Raw genomic sequence first — 12,535 nt, 5'->3', positions numbered from 1 at the left:
TAGGATATTTTCATTTCACATCATCAAATATAAAATCTTCATCCTGAATTGGCTCAACATTAAGCGCAATCACATAGCCATCACCTTTGACACTGAAGAAGTCATGGTTTTTGGTCGTGGTATCCAGTGCGTTCTCTATAATCGGGTTGAAAGCCTTCTCTTCGAAGTAGGGTTCGAACCCTAGATTGGCGAGTGCCTTATTGGCATTATATTGGATATAATTCAGCACATCTTCAGTCAGGCCAATTTTATCGTACAGTGCTTTTGTATAGGCTTCTTCGTTTGCATAGAGTTCTTTGAGCATTTCGTACATTTCTTTATCAGCACGCTCCTGCTCTTCTGCAGACATATCCCCTTTCATGGATTGGGCATCCAGACCAGTGAATACGCCGTGGATGGATTCATCCAGCAAAATCTTCCTGATGATTTCCCCACTTGTCGTCATACGTCCCTGTCCGGCAAGATACAATGGATAATAGAAGCCGGAATAGAATAGGAACGATTCCAGGAATACGCTCGCGACGCGCGCCATATACTGGTCGTAGACAGAGGCTTCGCTGTTGAATAATTTATGGTAGTAACCTACTATTTTATCTGCCTTGAGCTTAAGATGTTCATTTTCAAGCACCCATTCATCAAGGAGCACATTCGTCTCTTTTGAAGGAAGTAGCGTTGAAAATATATGGGAGTAGGATTTCGCATGAATCTGCTCCATCATACCCATGAAAGAATATACCGCTTTTTTACGGAGATCATCAGTATGAAGCATGATGAGGGGCATGCCATCATCAGCTTGATGGGTATCGAGTCCGGTCAGGCCTGCCAACACCTTTTTGAATGTATCTTTTTCATCTTCCGACATTCCTGCCCATGAAGCCAAATCTTTTGAGACTTTAAACTCCGACTCCACCCACATCTGGGATATATTCTGTCGCCAAAACACATTGGTCATGTCATCTTCTTTGTTCCAGTTAACTGCGATCATTTTAATGACTCCTTTGTCCTTGCTCTCTTATATTGAACAGCTTGTACACTCTTCGACACTGAGTAGTTTATTCCTTGTATAGTACAGGGATTTCAAGCCTTTATGGTGTGCGTATATATAAAGTCTGGCCAATTCTCTAGTCGAAATGTCTGAGTTTACATATAGGATCGTACTGATGCCCTGGTCGATATGCTGTTGGATTGTAGCAATCATGTCGATCAGCTTCATCTGGTCGGTATTGAATGCACTCTTGTAGTACCACATGGTTTCCGGAGACAGGAATGGCATCGGATAGAATGTTTCAGAATTACCGTAGGTACGGCGCTCGATTGAATCTACAATCGGCATGACCGAACTCGTTGCATTCTGGACATATGAAATGCTCTGGGTCGGGGCAATCGCGAGACGATAGGCATGGAATAGACCGTGTTCTACAACCTCATCGCGGAGCGCCGCCCAATCCTGTTGCGTCGGGATATGGATATCAGTGAAAAGTTCTGCCACTTTATCGAATTCAGGTTCCACAACATCGTTGATGTAGCGTTCGAAGTAGGCACCGTTCGCATACTCGGATTTTTCGAAACCTTTGAATGTCTTTTTGCGTTCCTTCGCAATCATCATCGATTTTTCAAGGGAATAGAAGTTAAGCAGCATGAAGAAGACATTCGCAAAATCCCTTGCTTCCGCAGATTCATAATTGATCTTGTTTTTAGCGAGGTAGCCATGTAGGTTCATTGCTCCAAGACCAACGGAATGCAATTCATCATTCGCCTTTTTGACACCTGGCGCATTGGCGATGGCTGTAGAGTCACTCACTACGGTCAGTGCTTCAATGCCATCATGGACTGAATCCCGTACTTTTCCGGACTCCATCACATTGGCGATGTTCAAGGAGCCTAGGTTACATGATATATCTCTGCGTATCTCATCATCTGTACCATAATCATTGATTGTAGACGTTTCCTGCAGCTGGAAAATCTCAGTGCATAGGTTACTGATCTTTATCTGTCCGACATCCTTAAGCGGGTGCACTTTGTTGGCATTATCTTTGAACATGATGTATGGATAACCCGACTGGAGTTGTGTCTGTGCGATTGTATTGAGCATGTCGCGGGCATCGAGTTTGCGTTTTTTGACGTTGTCGTTAGCCACCAGGTCCTCATACATCTCATCAAGATTCATGTCGTCCAATGACTGGCCGTACTCACGCTCTACCGTATGAGGCGCGAACAGATAAAACGGCTGGTTGTCCTGGGCTAGATCAAAGAACTTGGATGGGATGACAAGGCCTGTTGAAATCGTGGCCAAACGCAGATCTTCATCGGCGTTCACCTTTTTCGTGTCCAGGAATTCAGGAAGATCATAATGGAAGATGTTGAGATAGACGGCGCCTGCACCAGGTCTTTGTCCCAACTGGTCTGCATAGCCAAATCCATTCTCCAGTGATTTAGCTACTGGGAGCACCCCTTTAGCTACGCCTTCGATGCCTTTGATCGCTTCGCCGCGTGCCCGGAGTTTGGAGAGGTTAATCGCAACCCCGCCCCCTATTTTAGATAGCTGTTTTGCCGTTGAATCGATATAGTTGATTGAGTTCAGGCTATCGTCGACTTCAAGCAGGAAGCACGAAACCATCTCTCCACGTCTAGCACGTCCTGCGTTCAGGAAGGTCGGCGTTGCCGGTTGATAGCGCTGTTCGATCATCGAGAGGATGAAACGTTTTGCACGCTCCTTATCTCCTTTCGCCAAGTAGAGGCTGACGATCACCACATGTTGCTTATAATCTTCAAGATAATATTTCTTATCATTTGTCTTCATTGTATAGTCTTTGAAAAATTTGCTGGCAGCCATATAGCTTTTAAACTTGAATGGAATATTGTCTGCGTATGCTACGATTTCAAGTACATCTTCATCTGTGTACTCCTGGAATAGATCGTAGTAGAAGTCATTGTCCACCAAATAATGCATCCGTTCCAATTCAGAATCGAAATGAATGGTGTTAACCTTCACTTCCTCCATAAACACTTCAAGTGCTTCCTGGTCCTTGTGCAATTGGTAAAAGCCCGTTTCATCGCGCTTTGTCACTTCGTTGTTCAACTCAATATGATTGAATTTCTGATCGTCCATAACTTTCATATATAGCTCCTGCCTTTCCAAAGAATTCTTCCCTATCTTTTTGGTTTCCGTGCAGTTCAAACTTCATCAGCAAGGGAACATTGTAATTTTCACTTATGTCTTCACCTGCACGTGCAAAATTTTCACCCCAGTTGCGGTTGCCGCTGGATGCGACTGCCCTCATAAGGTCGTTGTTGACTTCAAGGAAGGCTTTCACCTCATTCGGCACGCCACCGAAACCATAGGTGCTGGTTACCAATATAAATGGCTCATGTATGCGTTCATTTTTGTTTGAAGCACGTATCTCATAAGTATCGTAGTCTTCAGCAATTCCAGAACCGTTAATGAAGCGCCTGACGTTTCCGGTCATCGAATAGAATGCAATGATCATGCCACCCCTCCTTTTCATGCTATCATAAAATAAATACAACGAACATAAGTTCGCCTTCATTTAGTTCATGTTGTTATGATTTTACACGTTTAGTGTTTAAGTTAAACACTATATATTGCGCCCAATTAGAATTGAGTACACAATATATACGTATCGCATACCCTATGATGCCATATTGGCATTTAATTTACAATGGCATTAAAAGGAATTTCATTGCGCATAAAATCACTTTAATGACTCCAAAGGCGCATCATAAGTATGTTATACTATATCGGAAATTCTTCTAAATTTTTTTGTGTAAAATTCCAGATTGTAAAACATTGAAATAAAATATAAAGATGGAGTTGGCATAATAATGAACAATACCATAAAAGGCATCATCGCCTTGCTTATTTCTTCACTTGGATTCAGTCTGATGGCCCTTTTTGTAAAATATAGCGGTGATTTGCCTACCGTCCAAAAAGCCTTTTTCAGAAACTTTGTGGCGATGCTCGTCGCCTTGCCCTTTGCATTGTACTACAAAGAAAAACTTTTTGGTCATAGAAAGAACCAAGGGCTTCTACTCCTCAGATCATCTTTCGGGCTGCTCGGTGTTCTGCTGAATTTCTTCGCCATCGATAAGATGGTGCTTAGTGATGCAGACATACTCAATAAGCTGAGTCCATTCTTCACCATCATCCTCTGCGCGATCTTCTTGAAGGAATATATACGCAGATATCAAATGATTTCAATTATTATCGCTTTTGCCGGAGCTATTTTTATTATCAAGCCTTCCCTATCAAGCGAGACGGTATATGCTCTGATTGCTGTGCTTGGTGCTCTATCTGCTGCAGGTGCCTATACTGTTTTGCGTGTCCTTGGCAGCCGGGAAAAATTCTACACTGTAGTATTTTATTTTTCGTTCTTTTCATCGGTCGCCCTGCTCCCGTTCTTCATATGGAATTTTGAACCAATGACCACTGTGCAGTTTTGGCTGCTCGTATCGGCAGGTATATTCGCTGCACTTGGCCAATTTGGGCTTACCATCGCCTACAGTTATGCCCCGGCACGTGAAATATCGATTTTCTTCTATTCTACTATCTTATACACTGCAATCTTCAGCATCATCTTCTTCAATGAAGTTCCGGATATGCTCTCCATAGTCGGTTACATCATCATCTTCGGGGCAAGCTACTACATGTTCATGAAGAACAGACCACCGAAACATTCTAAAATATGACAAGAAACAGCCGGCCCATTGGCCGGCTTATTTATTTTGTCTTCTGCATTTGGCGTTTATAGCTGTTGATTGTCTCAAGAAAATCCGGGCAGTAGTGTTTGAGCTTGTAATTGCCCACTCGATGTATATTTACCATATCCTGCTTGGATTTTGGTGTTTTTTTGGCAAACTCCCGCAACGTATTATCGGTAAATATATCTTCTTCCCGGACGCCATGCTTTTCAGCAAGATGATACCTTGTTTCTGCAAGCTTGGCAAAAAGAAGTTCATTCGGCGAAGATGTGGTACTGATATCGACTTTTTCATTGAAGTGTTTCCTGAAAGGCACAGTGTAGAGAGTGCGTTCACCTTCCAAGACGATGTTGCTCCTTTCAGCAAGTTCGAGTCCACCTGCTTCCACGTGGAGATAGCCCCTGTAGATGAGCTCTTCCAATATATGATTGAGTTCACTCGTCAAATAATGAGCCATGGTGCCGAAAGCAGCTGATTCATCTAATTGAAAGGCAATCACATTTTCTGCCATTTCCCCTCTCAACACTTGTATAGTCTGTTCTTTAGTCATCCTCACAGCATTTTGTGACACAGCCTGCATGACGAGCTTGGCTTCAGCTGTCATGTCATATGTGCGTCCCTTATCTCTGCAGTTTGAACATTGGCCGCATTCGACCACATATTCATCTTCATTGAAATATTTGATGATGAAGCTGCTCAGGCATTTGCTTGTGCGATTATATTGAATCATGCGATCAAGCTTAGCCCTCATGTGATCCTTATACTGATCTGTCGAGTTGGAACGATCTATGAAGAATTGGTGCAGACTGATATCCCGCGGGCTTGAGAGCAGTATACATTCACTCGCTGCTCCGTCTCTTCCGGCACGCCCAATCTCCTGGTAATAGCTCTCCAGATCGCCGGGCAGATTATGGTGGATGATGAATCGTATGTCGGGCTTATCGATTCCCATACCGAAGGCATTCGTTGCTACCGCCAAATCCACTTCCCCATCTATGAACCGTTGCTGATTGCGGTTTCTTTCATCTTTGGCAAGGCCACCGTGATAGATGATATTGTCGACGCCATATTCTTTGAGATGGCCAGACAACTTCTCCACCTCTGCGCGTGTTGCTGCATAGATGATACCCGACTCACCGCTATGGGCCTCGACATAAGTACGGATGAATTGCTCCCGCTGGTAGGTCGGATTGACACTGAGTTGCAGATTATTGCGGGCCACACTTGTCGTATAGACATTCTGGGGAGCAATCTCCAACAATTCCCTTATGTTAGTTTGTACTTCTTCTGTTGCAGTGGCAGTCAATCCCATCGTTACAGCATCCGGTATCAATGATCTCAATACGGGTATGATGTTTTGATAGCTCGGTCTGAAGTCATGCCCCCATTTGGATATGCAGTGCGCTTCATCGAAAGCGACAAGGGACACATCCATGCGTGTAATCATCTGTCTGAAGGCTTCATTATTAAAACGCTCAGGAGCCACATATAGAAATTGATAGGCGCCTGCTTCAAGCCCCTCATTTATATGTTCCACTTCTTGCCTTTTCAAGGTGGAGTTCAGATAGGCAGCCGGAATACCTTGCCTCCTCAGCGCTTCCACCTGATCCTGCATAAGAGATATCAACGGGGAGATGACCAATGTCAATCCTTCGAGCTTCAACCCTGGCACCTGGAAAGTAATCGATTTTCCTGAGCCAGTCGGAAGCACTCCAAGGGTGTTGTTTCCATGCATTACGGATTCTATGATTTCCCTTTGCTTAGGCCTGAAGTTTTCAAATCCAAAATATTGCTTTAGAGTCTTTTCCATTTCCATAATAATACCATTCCCACTTTTTGCCTTGGTTGGCAACCCTTATTTCTGATATATCATTATACCTTATTTTGCATCCCATTTGTTGTAGAACAAGTCTGTTATCTTGTCCGAAGGCAGAAAAAAATCCCAGGCTGCAGCCTGGGCAGAGATCTACATTTTTTCTTTTATCAGTTCTTTTGATAATTTATAGTCAATCGCCTTGAACAGGCTTTTCACCCAAAGGTGATGCGCATATAGATTGGCATGGGCATCTTCTGCAGATATGCATTTGAATTGAATTTTGGATCCCGGACGTTTCTGTACAAGTTTGTGGAGATGATAAGAAGGGATTGTCCCTATGTGCGTTGCTTTAGTGGACGCATCGAAATCGTTCAATGCAAGAAGCGGTTGTTCTTCTGAAATATATACACCGCCCCGAATACCGGCATGTTCCATATTTTGAGGGGACAGATCGATTCTTCTTCCTTCAAGATGGAGTGTGATCCGATACTCTTCGTATTGTACTGTATACTCGCCTGCTTCTAATGCTTCATAGACTGATTCAGGAATATCCGGGCGCTTTACAAGGTGGTATGTATCGGATATATACACTTCAACCAGAGCGTAGGTGTCGACTCCCCAATTCACTTCGTTATGCCTTTTCAACTTATTGAACAGCTCGTCATGTTGCTGTGTATATTCACGGCACATGAGAACCTCATCCCCAGATTTCAAGATATTTGAGCCCTCGACTTTAATTCCACCTGCTACTGCAAGATACACCCTGTTCCCTCGCGTTGCTTCTTGGAATACAAGTTCGTCCCCTTTATCGAATAGGTATATCCGGTTGACGTAGATGCTACGGTCACCTGATTTCGCCATGAATTCCGCTCCGGAGAATGCAATTATAGTCGGTTCGGTGAACTTTATCGTGCCTGGGCGTAACGTCATCTCTATCGTCGGCTGATCGACACGATTCCCCACAAGCTGGTTCGCAAGTCTATGCGCCAGACGGTCGCATGCACCGTTATAGTGATTATTTTGGTCTGAAGGTCCGGGGTCCAAAGTCTGGAGCAACGTCAACATTCCACTATCCTTTATAATCAGACTCATATGGAAATCTCCATCCTTTCGAGAAATTTCTCTGCTTCAATCATGGCTTTGTGGCCAGGCTCTATCGTATTTTCTGCTTCCATGATGATTACGGGTGAATATTGAAAGGTAATCGTATTTGCAGTCGTTGATACTTTCGTCAAATATGCATGCCCCCGATCTTCGAATGAACGAACTACTTGTGTCCGCACCGTCTCACCCAGCGCTTTTTCGCTCTGATAGGTGATGTGGCAATCTCCATTGCAAAAAATCATGGTTGCACCTCCTAAAGTTTTATTTATCCTTGTAGAACATTCCTAATTCATCTGCGACGAAGTCCGTCATGCCGCTGATGATAAGTTGAACCAGCAGAATCGCTATAGTTACTCCGATAAATGCAAAAAGTACGCCGATTATTTTAACATTATTTTCAATCAGATACGTCACAATAAAATGTGTGCCAACTACAATTACAATTATCAATATCATCCATAAAAGGACCATCATGCCTTCACCTCTGAACATCAAGATTGACCTCGACCCATTCCCTTAGGCTATTGATCATATATATTTCAATTTCACCTTGCTCATATCGCCGAATGAACTCATCTAAATCATAATCCCTTTCCGATATGACACCATCGCTGATGAGAGATGTCCGCATGACCCCTTCAAGCAGTCCTGTATCGGCTGAAGGAGTGAAATAGCCATCCTTTTCCACCACAACCAGGTTCCCGAGATTGAACTCTGTGATTTGATGCCTTTTATTATAATACAAAACGAGAGGAAATTCATCGCTCGCCCCTTTATAATGGTGACGTATGGTGGTCTTGTTGGACAAGAAATCATCCGGGCTGTCGATTGCATCATTGTGGATCTTTGCCTGCATGCGCTCCACGGCCCCCATCTCTTCATGGGTGAGCGATGTTTCTCCACTATCATCTATCAGTGCCCGTACTTTAAAGACAGTGCCTTCTGTTAGTGCATGATGCCGCAAATAGGAGGCGAGGGCTTCTTTAAAATCAGGCTGCTTGAAGCCAAGGCTCCTGCTGGAGTGATTTACACGCGCCTCGTGAAAATCTAGCCGCGCTATTTCGCCTGACTCATAACGCATCGTTTCAATCAATTTGTATCTGCCCGCTTCCAAAAAGGCGGTTTTCGCAACAATCTCATCATATTCAGCAACAGGGAGTGAATCATATGTAATACCCCCACCTGCTCCGTATTCAAATTGTCCTTCTCTGATATGCATTGTACGTATCAGGACATTGAACACTTGGCCTCGATCCGGATAGATGATCCCTATTGCTCCACAATAGTAGCCTCGGGGTGTGCTCTCGAGACGGCTGATGATATCGATTGTCGAACGCTTGGGGGCACCTGTGATCGAACCGCACGGGAAGAGGGCATCGATGATATCAGCAGTACGGCATCCTTCCGTGAGCTGGGCTTCGATCTTCGAAGTCATCTGGTAGACCGTCTCATACTGCTCTATTGTAAATAGTTCAGGCACCCTGACACTACCTTTTTCCGCCAACTTTGACAGATCATTGCGAAGCAGGTCGACAATCATCACGTTCTCAGCGCGGTCCTTCTTTGAATGCCTGAGAAAATCATAGCTCTTCTGATCTTCCTGGCGGTCTTTATATCTTCTTGAAGTCCCTTTCATCGGTCGAGCGCTGATTTTGCCATGTGCATCCTTTTCAAAGAACAATTCCGGTGAGCAGCTGACGATCGTGTCTTCATCATGGTGGATAAAAGCAGCGTAGTCTCCATTGTTGCGGGAAGTCAATTGTTCAAACAAAGCGTGCTCGTTCCCTCTGAAGTCCCGTCTTAATCGGGTGGTATAGTTGACTTGATATGTATGTCCGTCCTTGATGTAATTCCTTATTTCTTCGATGTCCCCCTTGATTTTAGAAGGGGAATCGATGAATTCCGGACTCCGCATTGAGTATCCGCCATACTCACCATAGGCGGACTGGAAGACACTCCGTTCTACAGGCGACTCGAACACTCCGATGATGAACGGTCCTCCTTCTTTGGCTTCATAGCTAAGTGACGTGATGATATAGAATCCTTCATCGATGTATTTTTCGATGCTTTGGAGTGCTTCCTGCAACGACATATCTTTCTCTGTAAACACTACTTTTGGATGGGCAAAATAAAGCGGCCGACTACCCGTATTGCCGACTACCCGTATTCCTTTTAAATTTTATATGGACTTGCATTTTCTTCACCTTTCTCCATTTCTTCGATGAAAAGCCTGAACTGCTCAAGACCCCATTCTGAAAGTATTGATTCCGGATGGTACTGCACCCCATAGATCGGCAAACTCTTGTGCCTGATCGCCATGATGTCGCCTTCATCGGTCCACACCGAGACCATGAGCTCTTCTGGCACTTCCCCTAGGCATATCAGCGAATGGTAGCGTGTTACAGAAAAACGTTCAGGCAATCCTTTAAAGAGAGGCCCGCCATCGTGGGAAATTTCAAATGTATGGCCATGGATCGGGCGCGACCCATGCGCCACACTGCCGCCGCACATATGCCAAAGCATCTGATGCCCAAGGCATACGCTGAGAATGGGCAGAGTGTCTCAATACCGTCTGACGAAATCAATAACCTCGGGACGGGCCGCCGGGTGGGAGGGGCCGGGAGAGATGATTATGCCGGCCATGTCTTCCATATCGATGGATTCCAGCATATCTGGTGTGATGGTTATAACTTCGATATCCTGCCTCACCTTTTCCAAATAGTGGATTATATTGTATGTAAACGAATCGTAGTTATCAATCATCAGCAGTTTCATCGGGAGTAAATTCCTTTGCATTTATTTTACACTATTTTAACACACTATCTTTTCTTGCAGAAATCCAAAGATGGTCCCCTCTAAGCTGAAAAAAAGTGTCATGTGTTGTAGAATATATAATAGTATTCCTTTCGAAATACGAAGTAATATGGACTTCACAAATCTAAAAGCGAGAAGGTTGTAATTTTATGGCACATGATAAAAATAAAATATGGACCAGAGATTTTGTACTTATCGTCATCGTAAATTTCTTCATCTTCACTGCCTTCCAGATGACCCTGCCAACATTGCCGCTTTTCGTCAAGGAGATTGGCGCAAGCGATAGATGGGTCGGCCTTGTTGTCGGCATATTCACATTTTCTGCTTTGCTCATCCGTCCGAGCGCAGGCAAAATGCTTGATACGAAGGGCCGCGCCCCGGTCTTTCTGACAGGACTACTGCTATTTGTCCTCTCAATGTTTTCACTGGCCGCAAGTTTTACTATCGCGCTGTTGCTCGCAGTCCGCATCATGCAAGGTGTAGGTTGGGGACTGTCAAGCACGTCAGCCGGCACCATCGCCACAGACCTTGTGCCTAAGAAAAGACGGGGGGAAGGCCTCGGTTACTACGGTCTCAGTGGTAACATCGCACTCGCTTTCGGGCCGGCTCTCGGACTCTTTCTCGTCGACCAGATATCATTCACTCTGCTCTTTTCAATATGTGGGGTTCTCGGACTTACTGCGCTTATCCTTGCAACAAATATCCGCTATCAGAAACCAGAAGCTCCCGACACTTCCATAAAGGAAAAGAGCACCTATGTGCCACGGTTCGATATTGTCGAACGCCAGGCATTGCCCGCAGCTTCGCTCCTATTCTTCATAACTGTAACATTTGGTGGTATTGCTGCATTCCTCCCCGTCTACACTTATGAGCGGGGCTTCGATCCTACATTCATCCAGTTCTATTTTGTCATTTATGCAGCCTTTCTTATGCTATCCCGCATAGTCGCCGGGAAATTGTATGACAAAAAAGGAATTACCATCGTGTTCGTACCAGGTTCACTCGCAATCATTGCTGCCATGATACTCCTTGGCATTATGGCCAATCCGTATTATCTGTTCATTGCTGCAGCATTATACGGCTTCGGGTTCGGCTGTGTGCAGCCTGCCCTACAGGCGTGGGCCGTTAACCGTGCCGACAACAATCGGCGTGGCATGGCCAATGCGACCTTCTTTTCAGCCTTTGATATGGGGGTCGGGCTTGGGGCAATCAGTTATGGATTCATCGCTGAAGCGTTCGGCTACAGCACCATCTATTTCACCAGTGCATTCAGTGTCACATTGTCATTGATACTTTTCCTGTTCATTATGAGGCACTACAGGAAAAAAGACAGGATGGCTGCAGATTAATGTTTGGTCTCGCCAACCCGGGGTATATTCTAACTAGAACGATGCATTATTTAATCTAATAAACTAAAATTAAGCATTATAAGGAGGAAATATCCATGGGTTGGATTATTACATTAATTGTCGGTGGCATCATCGGTTGGCTCGCTGGTCTTATATTAGGTAAAGATGTACCATTCGGCATCATCGGCAACATCATCGCAGGTCTTGTCGGTGCTTCGATTGCAAATGCGCTCGGGCTAAGTTTCGGCCCACAATTGGGTGGCGTCAGCATTCTTGGTGGACTGATTGGCGCAATCATCCTGATTTTGATTGTCTCATTCATCATGAAAGCACTCGGAGGCAATAAAGCATAGTAACACTTATGGAAGATCCCCTGTAACGGCCGTTACAGGGGATCTTTTTCCTCATCTTCAATCAGCCATCTTGACTCTTTCGATTCCACTAGCTGCTTCTGTTCCCGTTCCTCTTTTATACGGTCAAGCTCCATCTGCATCTGTTTGTTTTCAAGAAGGAAATTCTCTTGTTTCAAACGCTCCACTTCCTTCTCCTCCTGCAGTTTCCTTATTTCCATTTTCTCTTTTTTCTGTCTGTGACCGACGTTGATCGCATAAAGTGGAATCGAAAACACTAAGACAACGGGTAATGTCGCTACTATAAATTCTAATATACCCATAGGACCACCACCTTCATTTAAAACCATCTTATCATATACTGACGGTGATTTTATCAATTT

12 protein-coding genes and 1 pseudogene are annotated in these 12,535 nt (G+C 44.5%); 3 read left to right on the top strand and 10 right to left on the bottom strand.

All coding sequences use genetic code 11. The features are described from left to right. Positions 1 to 10 precede the first annotated feature (10 nt). The 3 genes from nrdF to nrdI are packed head-to-tail and all read right to left on the bottom strand — an operon-like array spanning position 11 to position 3,488. Positions 11 to 985: a class 1b ribonucleoside-diphosphate reductase subunit beta gene (gene nrdF, locus ACZ43I_RS01895; protein ID WP_344704558.1), complete on the bottom strand. Its 975-nt coding sequence runs from the start codon at positions 983 to 985 to the stop codon at positions 11 to 13. 27 nt (positions 986 to 1,012) lie between these two features. Continuing rightward, the gene (gene nrdE / locus ACZ43I_RS01890) at positions 1,013 to 3,118 is read right to left on the bottom strand and encodes a class 1b ribonucleoside-diphosphate reductase subunit alpha (protein ID WP_344704560.1); all 2,106 of its coding nucleotides are present in this window, start codon (positions 3,116 to 3,118) and stop codon (positions 1,013 to 1,015) included. Beyond that, the gene (gene nrdI, locus ACZ43I_RS01885) at positions 3,081 to 3,488 is read right to left on the bottom strand and encodes a class Ib ribonucleoside-diphosphate reductase assembly flavoprotein NrdI (RefSeq protein WP_344704562.1); all 408 of its coding nucleotides are present in this window, start codon (positions 3,486 to 3,488) and stop codon (positions 3,081 to 3,083) included. Before nrdI ends, nrdE begins: the two co-directional genes overlap by 38 nt. A gap of 355 nt (positions 3,489 to 3,843) precedes the next feature. Between nrdI and ACZ43I_RS01880 the strand changes: the two genes are divergently transcribed. Next, complete coding sequence (locus tag ACZ43I_RS01880) at positions 3,844 to 4,707, top strand: DMT family transporter (RefSeq protein ID WP_344704564.1); 864 nt, start codon at positions 3,844 to 3,846, stop codon at positions 4,705 to 4,707. A 31-nt stretch (positions 4,708 to 4,738) separates the two neighbouring features. Here ACZ43I_RS01880 and recQ read toward each other — a convergent pair whose 3' ends face one another. The 6 genes and pseudogenes from recQ to ACZ43I_RS01850 all read right to left on the bottom strand — a co-directional run bounded on the left by recQ (position 4,739) and on the right by ACZ43I_RS01850 (position 10,402). Next, on the bottom strand, positions 4,739 to 6,529 hold the full coding sequence (gene recQ, locus ACZ43I_RS01875) for a DNA helicase RecQ (RefSeq protein WP_344704659.1): 1,791 nt from the start codon (positions 6,527 to 6,529) through the stop codon (positions 4,739 to 4,741). Positions 6,530 to 6,685: 156 nt separating this feature from the next. Further along, positions 6,686 to 7,627 carry a 5-oxoprolinase subunit C family protein gene (locus ACZ43I_RS01870; RefSeq protein WP_344704566.1) on the bottom strand — a complete coding sequence of 314 codons (942 nt, stop codon included), beginning with the start codon at positions 7,625 to 7,627 and terminating at the stop codon, positions 6,686 to 6,688. Beyond that, positions 7,624 to 7,881 carry a hypothetical protein gene (locus ACZ43I_RS01865; RefSeq protein ID WP_344704568.1) on the bottom strand — a complete coding sequence of 86 codons (258 nt, stop codon included), beginning with the start codon at positions 7,879 to 7,881 and terminating at the stop codon, positions 7,624 to 7,626. Before ACZ43I_RS01865 ends, ACZ43I_RS01870 begins: the two co-directional genes overlap by 4 nt. A gap of 19 nt (positions 7,882 to 7,900) precedes the next feature. Next, entirely contained in the window at positions 7,901 to 8,131 is a 231-nt protein-coding gene (locus tag ACZ43I_RS01860; RefSeq protein ID WP_344704570.1) for a hypothetical protein, read from the bottom strand. Continuing rightward, positions 8,118 to 9,731 (bottom strand): bifunctional anthranilate synthase component I family protein/class IV aminotransferase, encoded by a 1,614-nt coding sequence (locus ACZ43I_RS01855; RefSeq protein ID WP_344704572.1) that lies wholly within the window; start codon positions 9,729 to 9,731, stop codon positions 8,118 to 8,120. The genes ACZ43I_RS01860 and ACZ43I_RS01855 overlap by 14 nt, the downstream gene beginning before the upstream one ends. A gap of 80 nt (positions 9,732 to 9,811) precedes the next feature. After that, a pseudogene (locus ACZ43I_RS01850) lies at positions 9,812 to 10,402 on the bottom strand (anthranilate synthase component II). 200 nt (positions 10,403 to 10,602) lie between these two features. Here ACZ43I_RS01850 and ACZ43I_RS01845 point away from each other — a divergent pair. Together ACZ43I_RS01845 and ACZ43I_RS01840 are read left to right on the top strand one after the other, a co-directional pair. Next, positions 10,603 to 11,802, top strand: coding sequence for an MFS transporter (locus tag ACZ43I_RS01845; protein WP_344704574.1), 1,200 nt, complete (start codon positions 10,603 to 10,605; stop codon positions 11,800 to 11,802). Between the two features lie 95 nt (positions 11,803 to 11,897). After that, the gene (locus ACZ43I_RS01840; RefSeq protein WP_344704576.1) at positions 11,898 to 12,155 is read left to right on the top strand and encodes a GlsB/YeaQ/YmgE family stress response membrane protein; all 258 of its coding nucleotides are present in this window, start codon (positions 11,898 to 11,900) and stop codon (positions 12,153 to 12,155) included. 32 nt (positions 12,156 to 12,187) lie between these two features. Here ACZ43I_RS01840 and ACZ43I_RS01835 read toward each other — a convergent pair whose 3' ends face one another. Further along, positions 12,188 to 12,475, bottom strand: coding sequence for a hypothetical protein (locus ACZ43I_RS01835; RefSeq protein WP_344704578.1), 288 nt, complete (start codon positions 12,473 to 12,475; stop codon positions 12,188 to 12,190). Positions 12,476 to 12,535: the final 60 nt, after the last annotated feature.

Source organism: Salinicoccus jeotgali (assembly GCF_055379195.1).
This window is presented reverse-complemented; position numbering and strand designations above follow the sequence as displayed.